Source organism: Streptomyces sp. NPDC004721 (assembly GCF_053601495.1).
The window spans coordinates 1-18,417 of the sequence record NZ_JBSGBZ010000074.1 but is presented as its reverse complement, the minus strand read 5'-3'; the positions used below and the strand labels follow the sequence as shown (position 1 = coordinate 18,417).

The following is an 18,417-nucleotide window of genomic DNA, read 5'->3' as shown; positions in this document are numbered from 1 at the left end:
GCATGCAGTCCTACACGATCGGGCAGGCGGCCCGGCTGCTCGGCGTCAGCCCGGACACCGCGCGCCGCTGGGCGGACGCGGGCCGGATGGCCACCCACCGCGACGACAGCGGACGCCGGCTCATCGACGGCCGGGACCTCGCCGCGTTCTCGGTCGAGCTGGCCCGGACCGGCGGTGGCGAGGAGGGCCCCTCGTACACGTCGGCCCGCAACGCCTTCGCCGGCATCGTGACCGCCATCAAACTCGGCGACGTCGCCGCCCAGGTCGAGATCCAGGCGGGACCGCACCGCCTCGTCTCCCTGCTGACCCGGGAGGCCGTGGAGGAACTGGGTCTGGAGGTCGGCATGGAGGCCACCGCCCGCGTGAAGTCGACGAACGTGCACATCGACCGCACGTAGCAGAACCGCCTCACACCCGGGTACGCCCGCGACAGCCGCCGTCCACGCGTATCGCCCGGACACCGCTGACGTACCGCGCGCCGCAGCGGTCCTGCGGCAGGACCAGCTGAGGGCCGGCGCCGTCGAGCCGGGAGCCGTCGATGGTCACCGCGAGCAGGACCGGAGCGTCGGCGAAGTCGGGATCGATCTCGGCCCACGACAGCAGCGCGTGATGCCCGTCGGCGGCCGTGACCGCGATCAGGAAGCGCAGCCGGTCCTTGCGCCGGGCCGGGTCGAAACCGGGCCCCGCCGCGGACAGCACGTCGTACAGGCGCGGACCGGTGAACCGGTGGTGCTGCACTCCGGTGGTGGCGCAGTCGAAGGCGACTCCCACCCCGTGCTGCGGCCACCCGAGCAGATCCCGCACGGTCAGCCGGGCCGGGCGGGCGAGGTCGCCGGTCAGGTCGAGCTCCGCGAGCGTCACGGGCACCACCTCCTGAGTGTCCGTACCCGAACGACCGCCCCGTACAAACGCACATGCAAGCCATGCTTCACGTATCGCCAGCTTGTGCAATGCAACAAGGCCCTTACACCTGGCAATTGCGGCAGTATGATCGCGGCACGGCCGTGTGAGCGGTCGTGGCAGGGCGCGACAGCTTCTTCCGTGCAGAGCCAGAGGAGTAGATCCGAGATGACCCGTTCCACGCGGCGGACCAGGATGCTGAAGTCGGGAGTTGTGGCGGCCGCGGCGTTGCTGGCTCTCAGCGCCTGCTCCTCCTCGTCCTCCGACGACTCGTCCTCGGCCGGGTCCGGCACGTCGGAGGCCGCCGCGCCGACGCTGTCCGGCACCGTGACCGTCTTCGCCGCCGCCTCGCTGAAGGAGAGCTTCACCACGCTCGGCAAGCAGTTCGAGCAGCAGCACCCGGGTACCAAGGTCACCTTCAACTTCGGCGGCAGCGACAGCCTCGCCGCGAGCATCACCTCCGGTGCCCCCGCCGACGTGTTCGCCGCCGCCAGCACCAAGACCATGGCGATCGTGACCGACAAGGAGGACGCGGCCGGCACCCCGGTCACCTTCGTCCGCAACCAGCTCGAGATCGCGACCGCGCCGGGCAACCCGGACAAGATCTCCTCGCTGAAGGACCTCACCGGGCCCGCCCTGAAGGTCGTCCTGTGCGACAGGACCGTGCCCTGCGGCGCCGCCGCCCAGAAGGTACTGGACGCGAGCCACCTCAAGCTGACCCCGGTCTCCTACGAGCAGGACGTCAAGAGCGCCCTGACCAAGGTCGAGCTGAAGGAGGCCGACGCGGCCCTCGTCTACAAGACCGATGTGAAGGCCGCCGCCGGCAGGGTCCAGGGCGTGGAGTTCCCCGAGTCGGCCGAGGCCGTCAACGACTACCCGATCACCCTGCTCAAGAACGCGCCCAACGCCACCGCGGCCAAGGCGTTCGTCGAGCTGGTGACGTCGGCCGAGGGCCAGAAGGTCCTGACCGGGGCCGGGTTCCTGAAGCCGTGACCGAGATCGACGAGGCCCGCGCCGTGCCCCGCAAGAACGGGTCGCGGCGCGGCCGCGCGCTCGGCGGGGCCCCGCTGCCCCTGCTGGTCCCCGCCCTGGTCGGCCTGGCCTTCCTGCTGCTGCCGCTGATCGCGCTGCTGATCCGGGCCCCCTGGCGCAGCCTGCCGGACCAGCTGACCAGCGCCGAGGTGTGGCAGGCGCTCCAGTTGTCCCTGGTCAGCGCCACCGCCGCCACCGCGGTGAGCCTGGTGCTCGGCGTCCCGCTGGCCTGGCTGCTGGCCCGTACGGACTTCCCTGGACGCGGATTCGTCCGGGCGCTGGTCACGCTGCCGCTCGTGCTGCCCCCGGTCGTGGGCGGTGTGGCCCTGCTGCTGGCCCTGGGGCGCAACGGTGTCGTCGGGCAGTGGCTGGACTCCTGGTTCGGAATCACGCTGCCGTTCACCACGGCCGGGGTGGTGGTCGCGGAGGCGTTCGTGGCCATGCCGTTCCTCGTGATCAGCGTCGAGGGCACGTTGCGGGCCGCCGACCCGCGCTACGAGGAGGCGGCCACGACGCTGGGCGCATCCCGCTTCACCGCGTTCCGCCGGGTCACCCTGCCGCTGATCGCGCCGGGCATCGCCGCGGGCGCCGTGCTCGCCTGGGCGCGGGCACTCGGCGAGTTCGGCGCGACGATCACCTTCGCCGGCAACTTCCCCGGCCGTACGCAGACCATGCCGCTGGCCGTCTACCTGGCCCTGCAGAACGACCCGGCGGCGGCGATCGCCCTGAGCCTGGTGCTGCTCGCGGTGTCGATCGCCGTACTGGCGGGTCTGCGGGACCGTTGGATGACGGCCTCCTGATGAATCCGCCGTCGATCCCGAGCCGCCCCGTATCCCAGGACGTTCACCTCATGACCGACATCGACCGGACCACTGCCGGCGTACGTGCCGAGGGCGTGCCCGGGGAGGGCCTGGACGCCCGCCTCGTCGTCGACCGCGGCGGCTTCCGCCTGGACGTCGCGCTCACCGCCGCCCCCGGCGACGTGGTGGCACTGCTTGGCCCGAACGGCGCCGGGAAGACGACGGCTCTGCGCGCGCTGGCGGGCCTGGTCCCGCTCACCGGCGGCCATCTGCGCCTGGACGGCGCCGCGCTGGACCGCACGCCGCCGGAGGCACGCCCGGTCGGCGTGGTCTTCCAGGACTACCTGCTGTTCCCGCACCTGTCGGCCCTGGACAACGTGGCGTTCGGGCCGCGCTGCCGGGGCGCGTCCAAGGCCGAGGCCCGCGCGCAGGCCGCGCGGTGGCTGGACCGGATGGGACTGGCCGACCACACCGGTGCCAAGCCCCGCCGCCTCTCCGGCGGCCAGGCGCAGCGCGTGGCCCTGGCCCGCGCCCTGGCCACCGGGCCCCGGCTGCTACTGCTCGACGAACCGCTCGCCGCGCTCGACGCCCGCACCCGGCTGGAGGTCCGCGCCCAGCTGCGCCGACACCTGGCCGAGTTCGAGGCCGTCGCCGTCCTGGTCACCCATGACCCGCTGGACGCGATGGTGCTGGCCGACCGGCTGGTCGTCGTCGAGCACGGCCGTGTCGTCCAGGAGGGCACGCCGTCGGAGATCGCCCGCCATCCGCGCACCGACTACGTCGCGCAGCTCGTGGGCCTGAACCTCTACCGCGGTGAGGCGGAGGGCCACTGCGTCCGTCTCGCGGCCGGTCCCGCCATCACCACCACCGAGGACCTGACGGGAGAGGTCTTCGTGGCCTTCCCGCCGAGCGCGGTCACTCTCCACCGGGATCGCCCCTCGGGCTCCAGCGCGCGCAACCTGTGGCACTGCGAGGTCGCCGGTCTTGAGACCCATGGCGACCAGATCCGCGCCGACCTGACCGGCGAACTCGCCCTCACCGCGGACCTGACCACGGTCGCGGCCGCCGAGCTGGAACTGCACCCGGGCGCGGCGGTCTGGGCGACGGTCAAGGCGGCGCAGACCCACGCCTACCCGGCCTGAGGCACCGGTCGCCCTACGGTGGGTGATCACCACGTCCCCCACCCACCGCGAGGCACGCCCATGAGCCTGAGCATGCGCAACCAGTTGCCCGGCACGGTCACCACCGTCACCCCCGGCGAGGCGATGGCCCTCGTTCACGTGCGCCTGGACGGAGGCGGACAGCTCACGTCCGCGATCACCAGGGACGCCGTCGAGGACCTGCGTCTGACCGAGGGCAGCGCCGTACGCGCCCTGGTGAAGTCGACGGAGGTGTCCCTGGCGACCGGGCCGGTCGAGGGCCTGTCCATCCGCAACCGGCTGCCGGGCACCGTCACCGGGATCGCCCTGGGCGCGGCCATGGCGTCCGTCCGGGTCGAGGTGGAGGGCGGCGAGCTGACCGCCGCGATCACCAGGGACGCCGCCACGGAACTCGGCCTGGCGACGGGCACACGCGTCACCGCCCTGATCAAGTCGACCGAGGTCTCCCTGGCCACCGTGTGACACGCCGGGAAAAGCCCTGGGGCCCCCGCCCGGATCGGACGGGAGCCCCATAAGCCGCTCGATCAGTCCTCGTACGCGTCCAGCGGCGGGCAGGAGCAGACGAGGTTGCGGTCACCGAAGGCCTGGTCGATCCGGCGCACCGGCGGCCAGTACTTGTCGGCCACCGAGACCCCGGCCGGGAAGACGGCCTCCTCACGGGTGTAGCCGTGCTGCCACTCCCCGCCGAGCGCGGCGGCGGTGTGCGGGGCGCCGTACAGCGGGTTGTCGTCCGCCGGCCACTGGCCGGAACCGACCTTCTCGATCTCGGCGCGGATCGCGATCATCGCGTCGCAGAACCGGTCCAGCTCGGCCAGGTCCTCGGACTCGGTCGGCTCGATCATCAGCGTGCCGGCCACCGGGAACGACATCGTCGGCGCGTGGAAGCCGTAGTCGATCAGCCGCTTGGCCACGTCGTCCACGCTCACCCCGGTCGCCTTGGTCAGCGGGCGCAGGTCGATGATGCACTCGTGGGCGACCAGGCCGCCGGGACCGGTGTAGAGCACCGGGTAGTGCGGCTCGAGGCGCTTGGCGACGTAGTTGGCGCTGAGCACGGCGACCTGCGTGGCCCGCTTGAGGCCCTCGCCGCCCATCAGGCGGACGTAGGCCCAGGAGATCGGCAGGATGCCTGCCGAGCCCCACGGCGCGGCCGAGATCGGGCCGACTCCGGTCTCCGGGCCGGCGTCGGGCTGGAGCGGGTGGTTGGGCAGGTACGGCGCCAGGTGGGAGCGCACACCGACCGGGCCGACGCCGGGACCGCCGCCGCCGTGCGGGATGCAGAACGTCTTGTGCAGGTTCAGGTGGGAGACGTCGCCGCCGAAGTGGCCCGGCTTGGCGAGGCCCACCAGGGCGTTGAGGTTGGCGCCGTCGACGTACACCTGGCCGCCGGCCTCGTGGACCTGCGCGCAGATGTCGGCGACGTGCTCCTCGAACACGCCGTGCGTGGACGGGTAGGTGATCATCAGCACGGCCAGCTGCTCGCGGTACTGCTCGATCTTCGCCCGCAGGTCCTCGACGTCGATCTCGCCGTCCTCGGAGGTCTTGACGACGATGACCTTCATGCCGGCCATCACGGCGCTGGCGGCGTTGGTGCCGTGCGCGGAGGACGGGATGAGGCAGATGGTGCGCTGCTCGTCGCCGTTGGCACGGTGGTAACCGCGCACGGCGAGCAGACCGGCCAGCTCGCCCTGGGAGCCGGCGTTCGGCTGAAGGGAGACCTTGTCGTAGCCGGTGACCTCGGCGAGACGTTCCTCCAGCTCGCGGATGAGGGTGAGGTAGCCCTGCGCCTGCTCGGCGGGCACGAAGGGGTGCAGCTGCCCGAACTCCGGCCAGGTGACCGGCTCCATCTCGGTCGTCGCGTTGAGCTTCATGGTGCACGAGCCCAGCGGGATCATGCCGCGGTCGAGCGCGTAGTCGCGGTCGGACAGCCGGCGCAGGTAGCGCAGCATCGCGGTCTCGGACCGGTACTGGTGGAAGACCGGGTGGGTGAGGTAGGCGTCGTCGCGCAGCAGCGCCTCGGGCAGCGCGTCCTCGGCGGCGGCGTCCAGCGCCTCGATGTCGCCCCCGACGCCGAAAGCGGCCCACACGGCGCGCAGCCGGTCCCGGGTGGTGGTCTCGTCGCAGGCGACCGAGACGTGGTCGGCGTCGACCAGGCGCAGGTTCACGCCGCCCTCGCGGGCCGCGGCGACGACCTCGGCGGCACGCCCCTCCGCCTTGACGGTCAGGGTGTCGAAGTACGCGCCGTGCACGACCTCGAGACCGCCGGCCTCGAGACCCTCGGCGAGGACCGTGGCGTAGCGGTGGGTACGCAGCGCGATGTCCCGCAGGCCCTCGGGGCCGTGGTAGACCGCGTACATGCCGGCCATGACGGCGAGCAGCACCTGGGCGGTGCAGATGTTGCTGGTGGCCTTCTCGCGGCGGATGTGCTGCTCACGGGTCTGCAGGGCGAGGCGGTACGCCTTGTTGCCGTCGGCGTCGACGGAGACGCCGACCAGGCGGCCGGGCAGGCTGCGCGCGAACTTCTCGCGCACCGCCATGTAGCCGGCGTGCGGGCCGCCGAAGCCCATCGGCACACCGAAGCGCTGGGTGGTGCCGACTGCGATGTCCGCGCCGAGCTCGCCGGGCGACTTCAGCAGGGTGAGCGCGAGCAGGTCGGCGGCGATGGTGACCACGGCGCCCAGCTCGTGTGCCTGGTCGATGACGGGCTTCAGGTCGCGCACGGCACCGGAGGCGCCCGGGTACTGCAGGAGCACGCCGTTGATCTCGCGCTCGGCGATCTCGGCGGGGATGCCCGCGCCCAGGTCGGCGACGACGACCTCGACGCCGGTCGGCTCGGCGCGGGTCTCGATGACGGCGATGGTCTGCGGCAGCGCGTCCGCGTCGACCAGGAACAGGCCCTTCTTGTTCTTGCCCATGCGCCGGGACAGCGCCATGGCCTCGGCGGCGGCGGTGCCCTCGTCGAGCAGCGACGCGCCGGAGGTCGGCAGACCGGTCAGGTCGGCGACCACGGTCTGGAAGTTCAGCAGCGCCTCGAGGCGGCCCTGGGAGATCTCCGGCTGGTAGGGGGTGTAGGCGGTGTACCAGGCCGGGTTCTCCATGACGTTGCGCAGGATGACCGGCGGGGTGAAGGTCCCGTAGTAGCCGAGTCCGATCATCGAGCCGAGGACCTGGTTGCGGTCGGCGAGGGAGCGCAGCTCGGCCAGCACCTCGGCCTCGGTGCGGGCGCCGGGCAGGTCGAGCGCGTCGGCGTTCTTGATCACATCGGGCACCGCGGCGGCGGTGAGCTCGTCGAGCGAGCCGTAGCCGACCTGCGCGAGCATCTTGGCCCGCGCCTCCTGGTCGGGCCCGATGTGGCGCTGTTCGAAGGGGATGCCCTGTTCGAGCTCGGAGAGCGGAATGCGCTGGGCGGTCATTGCGGAGGCCTCCTGGTCTGACACGACCTTCGAGGGACACCCCGGCACGGGTGCCCCGACGGCCTCCCCCTCTGTCATCTCAACCTGAGAGCTTCACCGGGCCGCCCGAGGGCTCCCGGTTTTCACCGTCGGTGAGAGCGGAAGCCGTCGACAACCGCTCTGCTTTCCAGAGTGACCTCGTCCGTGCGGTACGTGGGCCTGAGAGATTCCGGGGAGGATTTGCTCCTTCGGCGCCCCCGGTGGTGCCGGAGGGCTCTCCCGCACGGGGTCAGCAGCCGTTGCCAGAGTACCAGCGGGCCGGCCGCACGGGTCTTCGAGTGGCCGCCATGCTGAATGTGCTCTTTTGTAGTGGTTACGGATGAGTTGCGACCACGTGGAGGGACAGTGCAGACGGAGATCGATCCGCGCAACCTGATCGGCCGCAAGGCGTTCGACCGCAGCGGCCACAAGATCGGCACGGTGGACGAGGTCTACCTCGACGACGCGACCGGTGTGCCGGAGTGGGCGGCCATACGCACCGGCTTGTTCTCCCGGGACGCCTTCGTCCCCCTGGAGCCCAGCGAACTGGTCGAGGGCGCCCTGCGCGTCCCCTTCGACCGCGCACTGATCAAGGAGGCCCCCGACTTCGGCGTGGGCCGCCATCTGTCCCCGGAGCAGGAACTGCAGCTCTACCACCACTACGGCCTCGACGTGGCCCCTCCGCCGACCGTTCCGGACCACCACTTCGGCAAGCTGGCAGGCTCCGGCTCGGGCCCGGACGAGAGCTGAGCCGGCGGGACCGGAGGTACCGAAGGAACCAGCGGAAGAGGCTCGGCCGGCTCCAGGTCCGGGTCGTCCATGAGGAAGGTGCGTACCCGGCCCGGCGCGGAGTCGGGGGTCTCGAAGCGCACGGTGACGCGGCCGAGACCGCTGCCCTGCACCCATCCGTGGCCGTACTCGGCGTGCCGTACGTCGTGGCCCGCCGGCCACCGCCGCTCGGTGGGTGCCGGCTGCCGCTCGGCGGGTTCCTCCGGCCGCTCCTCGACCGGGCCCTTCGCCTGCGCGCCCGCGGCCTGCGCGAACAGGTCCTCCTGGGTGTAGTCGGCGAGCCCGGACACGCCCACGCCGAGCAGCCGTACGCCGCCGGTGGTGTCCACGGAGTCCAGCAGCCGGGCGGCCGCCTCCCGTATCACCGCGGGGTCGTCGGTGGGTCCGCGCAGGGTCTCGGAGCGGGTCAGGGTGGAGAAGTCGTAACGGCGCACCTTCAGCACGATGGTGCGCCCCGACAGACCGGCCCCGCGCAGCCGCCGCACGCACCGGTCGGCCAGTCGCTGCACCTCCAGGGCCACCCGGACGCGGTCGTGGATGTCCACGTCGTAGGTGTCCTCGACGGACACCGACTTCGTCTCGCGCTCGGCGACGACGGGACGCTCGTCGTGGGCCAGCGCCATCGCGTACAGCGCGTGCCCGTGCGCTTTGCCGAGCAGCCGTACGAGCTCGTCCTCGCCGGCCTCGGCGATCTCCTCGACGGTGTGGATCCCGGCCCGCCGCAGATGGTCGCCCGTGGCCGGGCCCACCCCCGGCAGGGTCCGCACGGACAGCGGACCGAGCAGGGCCCGCTCGGTGCCGGGCTCGATGAGCACCAGCCCGTCGGGCTTGGCCTGCTCGGAGCCGATCTTGGCGAGCATCTTGGCGGCGGCCAGCCCCACGGACCCCGTGAGCCCCGTGACGGCCCGGATGTCGGCACGCAGCTTCGTCCCCGCCAGCCGGGCTGACTCCGCGTCCCAGGCGGCTCCCCCGGCCTCCAGGTCCACGAACGCCTCGTCCAGGCTCAGCGGCTCCACGAGGGGCGACAGCGCCCGCAGGAGGCCCATCACCCGCTCGCTGATGGAGCGGTAGAAGGCGAAGCGCGGCACGAGGTACGCGGCGTTCGGCGCCAGCCGCCTCGCCTGGGCCATGGGCATCGCGGAGTGAACGCCGAAGACGCGCGCCTCGTACGACGCCGTGGCCACCACCCCGCGCGGTCCCAGCCCGCCCACGACCACGGCCTTCCCGCGCAGACTCGGCTTGGACGCCTGCTCCGCGGAGGCGAAGAAGGCATCCATGTCGAGATGGAGGATCGTGGGTGCGGTTCTCACATCTACGATGCTGCACCACGCCACTGACAATGCCCCGGTTCCGGCGGCACCCGTACGGGCTCTCGAAGCCGGTCCGGGGGCCGAGCGGGCTGATCGGGCTGATGGGGTCAGGTCGGTGACCGAAACGACCGAAGCCGGCCGAGGGGCCGCTCAGACGGCCCGGTTGCGCCGCCGGGCGAGCTCGTCGCCCGGGTTGTGCCCCACGAGCGTCTCCCCGGTGTCGATGCGCTCACCGTGCAGTTGCGACAGCGCGCTCTCCACATCGCGCCACACCACGCCGACGGCGATGCCGAAGATTCCCTGACCGCCCTGGAGCAGGGCGTGCACCTCGTCGGGCGATGTGCACTCGTACACCGTGGCACCATCGCTCATCAGCGTCATGCGCTCCAGGTCACGCAGACCGCACGCGCGCAGATGCTGGACGGCGCTACGGATGTTCTGCAGCGACACGCCGGTGTCGAGGAACCGCTTGACGATCTTCAGGACGACGACGTCCCGGAAGCTGTAGAGACGCTGGGCGCCGGACCCGTGGGCGGGACGCACGCTCGGCTCGACCAGCCCGGTGCGCGCCCAGTAGTCCAGTTGCCGGTAGGTGATGCCCGCGGCCGCGCAGGCCGTCGGACCGCGGTAGCCGATCTGCTCGGTCGCCATGGCCGCCGCCCCTCCGCTGCTCGGCACCGCCGTCGGTCGCTGCGGAGCACGACCGGCCACGCCCCCGGCAGGGGGATACCCCCCGCTCGGTCGGAGCCGAGAGCTCGGGGGAGGGTACGGACCGCTTCCCCCGGCATTGCGTCCGGGGGCACCCCCAGCCGTACCGTCGCCGCTGCTTCTCACGCCGACCTCCGTCCTTGACCTGCCTCCTCGACGGTAGGCAGTCACCAGGGGTGCGTCAACGATCGCCACACTCGGCACGCCGAGTGATAATCACCCTAAGAGTGGTTTCGCGTACCCCAACGCCGGGAAAGGCTATCCGAATGCCACGGAGGGAGGCCGCAGGACCGTCTCCCGTGGCCCCTGCGGGCGCTTCACTGGCTGCTGGTGCCGAAGTCCTCCGGCGAGATCTGGTCGAGGAACTCGCGGAACTTCTCCACCTCGTCCTCCTGCTCGTCCGGGATCGCGATGCCCGCGTCGTCGAGCACCGTGTCGCTGCCGAAGATCGGCGTCCCGGTACGCAGGGCCAGCGCTATGGCATCGGACGGCCGGGCGCTCACCTCGACACCGCTGGCGAACACCAGCTCGGCGTAGAAGACGCCTTCACGCAGGTCCGTGATGCGCACTTCCGTGAGTTCCTGGCCGACCGCTTCCAGCACGTCCTTGAACAGGTCGTGGGTCAGCGGTCGCGCAGGGGCCATGCCCTGTTGGGCGAAGGCGATCGCCGTCGCCTCCCCTGGCCCGATCCAGATGGGGAGGTAACGGTCGCCTCCCACTTCACGCAGGAGCACGATCGGCTGGTTGGAGGGCATCTCGACCCGGACACCTACGACATCGAGCTCGTTCACACAGCAACCCTAGGCGGTGCCCCGACCGTTTGGGTAGTCGGGCCGGGCATGGGAGGAGGATCCAGCCGCCTCCCTGGGCCCGCTCACGGCAGCCGCACCCCCAGCGCGGTCTGGACGAGCACCGTGTGCAGCCGGACCGTGAGCTCCGCGAGCTCCTTGGCGCGGGCCTCCGCATGTGCCCTGGTCTGCGGGTTGCGATGCCGCTTGAGCGGGGCCACCACCTGGTCGACGAGCCCGGCCTCCCGGTCGGCGGCCGCCTTCATCACCCGCAGATGCCGGGGCTCGATCCCGAAACGCCCCAGCTCTGACACGAGCGAGGCCACGGTCACCGCCTCGGCGCCGTAGGCCCCGTCCGCCAACGGAGTGAGCAGCCCGTACGACTCCCACTCCCGCAGCTCCCCCTCCTCGATACCGGCGGCGGCGAGCAGCTCGGCCCGCCCGATCCGGGCCCCTGATGGCGCCTCGGCCGATGCCGGTACGGCCGCGCCCTCACGCTGCCGGCCGACCGCGGGCAGGTGGACCGCCTCGCCGCGCTCCATCGCGTCCAGGTACTCGCGGATCACCTTCAATGGCAGGTAGTGGTCCCGCTGCATCCGCAGGACCAGGGCCAGCCGCTCGACGTCGCCGATGCTGAACTTGCGGTACCCCGAGGGGGTGCGCCGCGGCTCGACGAGCCCTTCCGACTCCAGGAAACGGATCTTGGAGACGGTGACCTCGGGGAACTCGTCGCGCAGCACGTTCAGCACCGTGCCGATGCTCTTCAGCCCACTGTCCGTGGCGGCGGCGCCGTGCCCGGCACCGCCGCTCGGTGATTGACGCATGGACCTTCCCTGACAGGTCAGACGCCCTGCCGGCTCGAGTAGAAGACCAGCCGGTACTTACCGATCTGCACCTCGTCACCGTTGGACAGAGCGACCTGGTCGATCGGCTCCCGGTTGACGTACGTGCCGTTCAGACTGCCGACGTCGGCCACCGTGAACGAGCCGTCCGGGCTGCGGCGGAACTCCACATGGCGACGCGAGACCGTCACGTCGTCCAGGAAGATGTCGCTCTGCGGATGACGCCCCGCCGTGGTCAGCTCGCCGTCCAGGAGGAAGCGGCTGCCGGAGTTCGGGCCGCGGCGCACCACCAGCAGGGCCGAGCCCAGCGGCAGCGCGTCGACGGCCGCCTGCGCCTCCGGAGACAGCATCGGCGTCTGGCCGGTGGCCTCGGCGTCGTAGGCCTCGAGACCGGAGATGGAGATCGTCGAGGTCGTCTCCGACGAGCGCTCCGGCGTCGCACCGGGCCGCAGCGGCGCACCGCAGTTGGAGCAGAAGCGGCTGTTCTCCGCGTTGCGGTTACCGCACCTCGTACACACCAGGGCCGACATGGACGGATCCTCCTGCCGCGGCTGCCCCGCGGGGGCATCGGACGCGTACGGGCCGGCGGCAAACCCTCCAGCCGTACCTGAGGTCGACGGTTGCCCGAAACCTATGCCGCCCGACTGGGCAGGGTCAACCGACGACGCGTCCTGACCGGCCACCTGGTCCCTGAACAGCGGACGCCGGCCCTCGGCGTCAGGCTGTGCGCGATGACGGGCCGTCGCGTTCTCGCCGCCCTCTCGCGCGCTCTTGCCGAACAACTTCGCAAACAACTTCACGGGCGATTCCCCTTGACCGAAACAGACCCGCCCGTGGGGCAGGACGAACCCTGACTGCATACACCGGTCGACCCGGACATCTTCACAACGTCCGTATCCACCAGACAGTTTCCACCACGCACCACCCAATCGGTGCGCCGACCCCCCGCAACCTCATGCCCCTGCCGGACGATCGCCATGCACCGTCGGTTCACCGCGAGGACGACCGAGCGTAGTCAGGCCTCTTCGCCGCCCGCAAGGCGTCCACGACGATCTTGTCCGAACGGTCGATGGTCACGGTGGCCTGCTCCTTCTCCAGGGTCTGCACCACGCCTCCAGGAATGTTGAGCGCCGGTTCGAGGTCCTGCGGCTTGCCGATGACCTTGAAACGATACGGGGCGTTGATCTTGTTCCCGTCGACGTCCACGCTCTTGGCGGCGTCGGTGAGATAAGTGTTCGCCACCACGCGTACACCGTTCACCTCGATCGCCTCCGCACCGGCCGCGCGCAGCTCCTGTATCGCGTCGAGCAGCATGTCCGCCCGGACCGTCCCCTTCGTGTCCTCGATCGTCACCGTGATGCCGGGTCCCTGCGCGGCCACCGTGCCCGCGAGGATGCCGAGTTGCTTCTCCTTCTCGGCCGTCTGCCTGCGGGCCTCCTCGGCCTGGTCCGAGCTGTTCTCCAGCTCCTGGCGCTGCTTCTCCAGACCCTGCTTCTCGTCTTCAAGACGCTGAGTACGGTCGTCCAGTTCATCGAGGATGCGAACGAGATCCTCCTGCCGGGCGCCGCGCAGCGCGTTGTCGCCGCTGCTGTTGGAGGCGACCTGGACGGCGAGTCCGAAGCCGAGGCCGAACAGCAGCAGTGCGACGACGAGTTGGGCCCGGGTGAAGCGCGGCGGCCACAGCCCCTGGGCCAGCCGCTGGCGACCGGTCAGCGCGGGCTCGGAACTCGCCTCGGCGCTCGGGCCCTCGCCGGCGGCCGCCTGCGCGGGCACCTCCTCGGGCAACTCCTGGCGCAGCCGCTGCTGCTCGGGCTGTGTGTCCTGCTGCCCGTTCCCGGGCTGTTCGTCCTGGTGGCTCATGACTCTCACGCTCGGAACACGTGCCGTCGGATCGCCGCGGCATTGGAGAAGATGCGGATACCGAGGACGACCACGACACCCGTGGACAACTGGGCGCCCACGCCCAACTTGTCGCCGAGGAAGACGATCAGCGCGGCCACGACCACGTTGGACAGGAACGACACGACGAAGACCTTGTCGTCGAAGATGCCGTCCAGCATGGCTCGCAGGCCACCGAAGACGGCGTCCAGCGCCGCGACGACGGCGATCGGCAGATAAGGCTCGACGACCGCCGGAACCTCCGGCCGGACCAACAGGCCGGCCACCACTCCCACGACGAGGCCCAGTACGGCGATCACGATGTGCCCTTCTCAGTGCTCGGCTGTGCTGTACGTACGATCACACTCGGTGCGGCGGCCAGCCGGAGGTCGCTCTCCACGGAGATACCGGTCCGGATGCCGTAGTTGTCCTTCAGGGCCTGGAGGTACAGCCCGTCGGGGCTGTCCTGGAACCGGTCGCTCAGCCGCTTCCCGTCCCCCACGGCGAGCACCGTGTACGGCGGCACCAGCGGCTTGTTGTCGACCAGTATCGCGTCACCCGCGGCCCTGATCGCCGACAGGGCCGTCAGCCGCTGCCCGTTGATGGAGACCGCCTCGGCGCCCGACTGCCACAGCCCGTTCACCACCCGCTGCATGTCCCGGTCACGCACCCGGCCGGTGTCGGAGAAACCCGACGCCCCGCGCGGATTGCCGCCGCCGCCCGTGCCGGCCTCCTTGGCGTCGTCCACCACGAGCCTCATACCGGGGCCGTACACCTCGCTGGCGCCCGCCAGCATGCTCACCAGGTCGACCTGCGGGTTGCCACCGGTGTGCCGCAGCGCCTGGCGCTGCCGCGCGTTCACGTCGTCCCGCAGCTTGTCGACGGTGCCCTCGAGCTCGTCGGCCGCCGCGGTCTCCTTGTCGATGCGGTCGATCAGCTCCTGGCGCTCCTTGGCGACGACCGGGGCCGCCACACGCGCCTGTGCCGCTCCCACGGTCACCACGAGCCCGGCCAGCACCAGCCCGCCCGCCAGACCGAGCTTCGCCCGGACGGTTTTCGGCATGCCGCTCTGACCCGCGGCCTTCTTCCGAGCGGCGGCCTCGGCATAACCGTCGTCGAGGCTGTGGTCCATGACGTTGGTGATCAACGACATGGAGGCGTCCGGTCGGGAGGGCCGCGCGGGGTTGCTCCGAATGGGGGGTTGCTGCGGCATGCCGCACATCGTCGCACGACGTGGCCGTGACCTCCGAATGGCCCCACCGGCGTGCCGGACAGGCCCCCTTGGGGAACACTTGTCCGGCACGCGCGCGTGCTGTCCGTTTTACCGGCCGACGCCCTGTTCCAGCGGCATGCGTTCTACCGGCCGGCGCTGTCCACGACCGCCGCCCACTCGTCCAGCAGCGTCTGAGCGGAGGCGTCGTCGGGCCCCTCGGCCCACAGATGGGTGACCGCCTCGGCCGGGTCGGGCAGGACCATCACCCAGCGGCCGTCGGTCTCCACCACCCGCACACCGTCCGTGGTGTCCACGAAGCGGTCTCCGGCCGCCTCGACGACCCGGCGCATCACCAGGCCCTTGACGGCCCACGGCGTCGCCAGGTCGCGTTTGAGGACGTGCGCACGCGGGATCCGGGCGTCGATCTGGCTCAGGGTGAGCTGAGTGCGCGCGACCAGCCCGATGAGCCGTACGAAGGCCGCCGTGCCGTCGTAGACGCTGCTGAACTCCGGGACGATGAACCCGCCCTTGCCGTCGCCGCCGAAGATCGTCCCTTCCTCGCCGCCGACCCGTGTGAGGTCGTCGGGCGAGGTCGTCGTCCACTCCACCTGGGTTCCGTGGTAGGCGGCCACCTGCTCGGCGATCCGCGTGGTCGTGACGGGCAGCGCCACCCGGCCGCTGCGCCGCTCGGCTGCGATGAGGTCGAGCATCACCAGCAGCGCCCGGTCGTCCTCGATGATGCGGCCCCTCTCGTCGACGAGCGACAGCCGCTCGCCCACCGGGTCGAACCGCACACCGAACGCGGCCCCGGAGGACGCCACGATCTCGCCGAGCCGCACCAGACCCGAACGCCGAATGTCGGCGGTCTCCGTCGGCCGGGCCTCGTTCAGCCCGGGGTTGATCGTCAGCGAGTCCACCCCGAGCTTGCCGAGCAGGCTGGGCAACACGAGTCCGGCGCTGCCGTTCGAGGCGTCCACGACGACCTTGAGCCCCGACTCGGCGATCCCGGTGGTGTCGACGTTGCGCAGCAGCGACCCCGTGTACGAATCGAAGACGCTGGACGGGAAGTACAGGTCACCGATCTCGCCCGGGAACGCACGCCGGTACTCCTGACGCGCGAAGACCCGGTCCAGCTTGCGCTGGCTGCCCTGCGAAAGGTCGGCGCCCTGTCCATCGAAGAACATGATGTCGACCGAGTCGGGCACCCCGGGCGTGGTCCGGATCATGATGCCGCCGGCGCTGCCCCGCGCGGTCTGCTGCCGCGCGACCGGCAGCGGTACGTTCTCCAGGTCCCGTACGTCGATGGCGCTGGCCTGGAGGGCCGAGATGACCGCCCGCTTGAGCGCGCGGGCACCCCGGGAGTGGTCGCGGGCCGTGGTGACCGTGGACCCCTTCTTGAGCGTGGTCGCGTAGGCGCCGGCGAGCCGTACGGCGAGTTCCGGGGTGATCTCCACGTTCAGGATCCCGGACACTCCGCGGGCACCGAAGAGGTGCGCCTGACCCCGCGACTCCCAGATGACCGAGGTGTTGACGAAGGCGCCGGCCTCGATGGTCTTGAACGGGTACACCCGGACGTTGCCCTGCACGATCGATTCTTCGCCGATCAGGCACTCGTCTCCGATGACCGCGCCGTCCTCGATCCGCGCCGCGCGCATGATGTCGGTGTTCTTGCCGACGACACAGCCGCGCAGGTTGCTGTGCTGGCCTATGTACACGTTGTCGTGCACGACGGCCTTGTGCAGGAAGGCTCCGCTCTTCACGACGACGTTGGAGCCGACGACGGTGTGCTCGCGGATCTCGGCGCCGGCCTCCACCTTGGCGTAGTCGCCGATGTAGAGCGGCCCGCGCAGCGCGGCGTCGGGGTGCACCTCGGCGCCCTCGGCGACCCAGACTCCCGGGGAGATCTCGAAGCCGTCGATCTCGACGTCGACCTTGCCCTCCAGGACGTCGGCCTGGGCCTTCACATAGCTCTCGTGGGTGCCGACGTCCTCCCAGTAGCCCTCGGCGATATAGCCGTAAATGGGCTTGCCTTCCTTCATCAGCTGCGGGAAGACATCGCCGGACCAGTCGACCGGAACGTCGGGGTCGACATAGTTGAACACCTCGGGCTCCATCACATAGATGCCCGTGTTCACGGTGTCGGAGAAGACCTGGCCCCAGGTCGGCTTCTCCAGGAAGCGCTCGACCTTGCCCTCTTCGTCGACGATGGTGATACCGAATTCCAGCGGATTGGGCACGCGCGTGAGACACACGGTCACCATCGCGCCCTTTTCCTTGTGGAATTCAATCAGCCGGGTCAGGTCGAAGTCGGTCAGGGCATCACCGGAGATGACGAGGAACGCGTCGTCCTTCAACGCCTCCTCGGCGTTCTTGACGCTTCCGGCGGTTCCGAGTGGCTTCTCCTCGTTGGCATAGGTGAGCTCCATTCCGAGCTCTTCACCGTCGCCAAAGTAGTTCTTGACCAACGAGGCCAGAAACTGGACTGTGACGACGGTCTCATTCAGCCCATGCCTTTTGAGCAGCCGCAGCACATGCTCCATGATCGGCCGGTTGGCCACCGGCAGGAGCGGCTTGGGCATGCTCGAGGTCATCGGTCGAAGGCGCGTGCCTTCGCCTCCGGCCATCACGACGGCCTTCATGTCGGAAGCGTCCTCCTCCAAGAGACGACGATCTAGCCGACTGCACCCGTCCTGATTGTCCCGCACTTTTCCCAGGCGGGCCATCGGAGTCCCCGCGGTTGCCTCGGTGAGGGGAACTCAGTCGGCCATGGCGTCCGCACGGACCAGACGGCGGACTTGTACCACGTAGAGGACTCCTGCCCACCAATAGAGCGTTGTACCCCAACCTGCGAACGCCCATCCGAAAATGGCCGCGAGTGACGCGATCCATCCGCTGCCGTCACTGAGCAGCAACAAGGGGAACGCATACATCAGGTTGAACGTCGCCGCCTTCCCCAGGAAGTTCACCTGCGGCGGCGGGTAGCCGTGCCGTCTGAGGACGCCCACGGCCACCAGGAGCATCAATTCGCGTGCCACAAGCAGAGCGGTCAGCCACAGCGGCAGAATCTCGCGCCAGGTGAGACCGAGGAGGGTGGAGAGAACATAGAGCCGGTCGGCGGCCGGGTCGAGTAGCCGGCCGAGGCTGCTCACCTGGTTCCACCGGCGTGCGAGCTTGCCGTCGAGGTAGTCGCTGACCCCGCTCAACGCCAGCACCAGCAGTGCCCAGCCGTCACTCTTGGGGCCACCGAACTCCGGCCGGAGGATCAGCCACAGGAAGAGGGGTACGCCGACGAGCCGCGCCATGCTGAGGATATTCGGGATGGTGAGGACCCGGTCCGTCTGGACACGGGTCTCCTGGACCTCCACCCGGGGGCCTCCTGTGGGAAAGATACCGACGATGCCTCCTGACTTTACCCCAACGCAAAAAAGCTCCGGCTCCCGGGCTGTTTGCCCAGGAGCCGGAGCTCTAAAGGTAGTTCGGCGGCGTCCTACTCTCCCACAGGGTCCCCCCTGCAGTACCATCGGCGCTGTAAGGCTTAGCTTCCGGGTTCGGAATGTAACCGGGCGTTT

The 18,417-nt window shown here is 70.5% G+C and carries 18 protein-coding genes, 1 rRNA gene and 1 riboswitch; of the genes, 6 read left to right on the top strand and 13 right to left on the bottom strand.

Going from position 1 to position 18,417, the window contains the following annotated elements:
* The first annotated feature begins 2 nt into the window (after positions 1 to 2).
* A complete protein-coding gene (locus ACWEK3_RS37460; RefSeq protein WP_141362976.1) occupies positions 3 to 398 on the top strand; it encodes a TOBE domain-containing protein in 396 nt (131 codons plus the stop codon).
* 10 nt (positions 399 to 408) lie between these two features.
* Here the strand turns inward: ACWEK3_RS37460 and ACWEK3_RS37455 are convergent, their stop codons facing one another.
* A complete protein-coding gene (locus ACWEK3_RS37455) occupies positions 409 to 870 on the bottom strand; it encodes a molybdopterin-dependent oxidoreductase (RefSeq protein WP_450545472.1) in 462 nt (153 codons plus the stop codon).
* 198 nt (positions 871 to 1,068) lie between these two features.
* On the opposite strand from ACWEK3_RS37455, the gene modA reads away from it, so the two are divergent.
* The 4 genes from modA to ACWEK3_RS37435 are packed head-to-tail and all read left to right on the top strand — an operon-like array spanning position 1,069 to position 4,354.
* Entirely contained in the window at positions 1,069 to 1,893 is an 825-nt protein-coding gene (gene modA / locus ACWEK3_RS37450) for a molybdate ABC transporter substrate-binding protein (protein ID WP_450545474.1), read from the top strand.
* Between the two features lie 5 nt (positions 1,894 to 1,898).
* Entirely contained in the window at positions 1,899 to 2,732 is an 834-nt protein-coding gene (gene modB / locus ACWEK3_RS37445) for a molybdate ABC transporter permease subunit (protein WP_450545491.1), read from the top strand.
* A 50-nt stretch (positions 2,733 to 2,782) separates the two neighbouring features.
* A complete protein-coding gene (locus ACWEK3_RS37440) occupies positions 2,783 to 3,874 on the top strand; it encodes an ABC transporter ATP-binding protein (RefSeq protein ID WP_450545475.1) in 1,092 nt (363 codons plus the stop codon).
* A 60-nt stretch (positions 3,875 to 3,934) separates the two neighbouring features.
* Positions 3,935 to 4,354, top strand: a complete 420-nt coding sequence (locus tag ACWEK3_RS37435) for a TOBE domain-containing protein (protein ID WP_450545477.1) — start codon at positions 3,935 to 3,937, stop codon at positions 4,352 to 4,354.
* Between the two features lie 62 nt (positions 4,355 to 4,416).
* Here ACWEK3_RS37435 and gcvP read toward each other — a convergent pair whose 3' ends face one another.
* Complete coding sequence (gene gcvP / locus ACWEK3_RS37430; RefSeq protein WP_453251764.1) at positions 4,417 to 7,302, bottom strand: aminomethyl-transferring glycine dehydrogenase; 2,886 nt, start codon at positions 7,300 to 7,302, stop codon at positions 4,417 to 4,419.
* 176 nt (positions 7,303 to 7,478) lie between these two features.
* Positions 7,479 to 7,573: riboswitch (glycine riboswitch) on the bottom strand.
* 113 nt (positions 7,574 to 7,686) lie between these two features.
* On the opposite strand from gcvP, the gene ACWEK3_RS37425 reads away from it, so the two are divergent.
* Positions 7,687 to 8,070, top strand: coding sequence for a PRC-barrel domain-containing protein (locus ACWEK3_RS37425; RefSeq protein WP_361414887.1), 384 nt, complete (start codon positions 7,687 to 7,689; stop codon positions 8,068 to 8,070).
* Here the strand turns inward: ACWEK3_RS37425 and ACWEK3_RS37420 are convergent.
* From ACWEK3_RS37420 to rrf, 11 genes are all read right to left on the bottom strand, one after another.
* Complete coding sequence (locus tag ACWEK3_RS37420; RefSeq protein WP_450545481.1) at positions 7,980 to 9,419, bottom strand: DNA polymerase IV; 1,440 nt, start codon at positions 9,417 to 9,419, stop codon at positions 7,980 to 7,982. The genes ACWEK3_RS37425 and ACWEK3_RS37420 overlap by 91 nt on opposite strands.
* Positions 9,420 to 9,569: 150 nt before the next feature.
* Entirely contained in the window at positions 9,570 to 10,253 is a 684-nt protein-coding gene (locus tag ACWEK3_RS37415) for a MerR family transcriptional regulator (RefSeq protein ID WP_453251763.1), read from the bottom strand.
* 191 nt (positions 10,254 to 10,444) lie between these two features.
* On the bottom strand, positions 10,445 to 10,918 hold the full coding sequence (locus tag ACWEK3_RS37410) for a bifunctional nuclease family protein (RefSeq protein WP_037684412.1): 474 nt from the start codon (positions 10,916 to 10,918) through the stop codon (positions 10,445 to 10,447).
* Between the two features lie 83 nt (positions 10,919 to 11,001).
* Positions 11,002 to 11,739 carry a transcriptional regulator FtsR gene (gene ftsR / locus ACWEK3_RS37405; protein ID WP_450545485.1) on the bottom strand — a complete coding sequence of 246 codons (738 nt, stop codon included), beginning with the start codon at positions 11,737 to 11,739 and terminating at the stop codon, positions 11,002 to 11,004.
* Between the two features lie 17 nt (positions 11,740 to 11,756).
* Positions 11,757 to 12,617, bottom strand: a complete 861-nt coding sequence (locus ACWEK3_RS37400) for an FHA domain-containing protein (protein ID WP_361414895.1) — start codon at positions 12,615 to 12,617, stop codon at positions 11,757 to 11,759.
* A gap of 130 nt (positions 12,618 to 12,747) precedes the next feature.
* Complete coding sequence (locus ACWEK3_RS37395) at positions 12,748 to 13,617, bottom strand: DUF881 domain-containing protein (protein WP_384091210.1); 870 nt, start codon at positions 13,615 to 13,617, stop codon at positions 12,748 to 12,750.
* Positions 13,618 to 13,622: 5 nt separating this feature from the next.
* Positions 13,623 to 13,955, bottom strand: a complete 333-nt coding sequence (locus tag ACWEK3_RS37390; RefSeq protein WP_003988855.1) for a small basic family protein — start codon at positions 13,953 to 13,955, stop codon at positions 13,623 to 13,625.
* Positions 13,952 to 14,848 carry a DUF881 domain-containing protein gene (locus tag ACWEK3_RS37385; RefSeq protein WP_450545487.1) on the bottom strand — a complete coding sequence of 299 codons (897 nt, stop codon included), beginning with the start codon at positions 14,846 to 14,848 and terminating at the stop codon, positions 13,952 to 13,954. Before ACWEK3_RS37385 ends, ACWEK3_RS37390 begins: the two co-directional genes overlap by 4 nt.
* Before the next feature lie 143 nt (positions 14,849 to 14,991).
* Entirely contained in the window at positions 14,992 to 17,487 is a 2,496-nt protein-coding gene (locus tag ACWEK3_RS37380) for a mannose-1-phosphate guanyltransferase (protein WP_361414901.1), read from the bottom strand.
* A 117-nt stretch (positions 17,488 to 17,604) separates the two neighbouring features.
* Positions 17,605 to 18,213: a CDP-alcohol phosphatidyltransferase family protein gene (locus tag ACWEK3_RS37375; RefSeq protein ID WP_100567216.1), complete on the bottom strand. Its 609-nt coding sequence runs from the start codon at positions 18,211 to 18,213 to the stop codon at positions 17,605 to 17,607.
* 109 nt (positions 18,214 to 18,322) lie between these two features.
* Positions 18,323 to 18,417, bottom strand: a 5S ribosomal RNA gene (rrf, locus tag ACWEK3_RS37370); the annotation flags it as partial.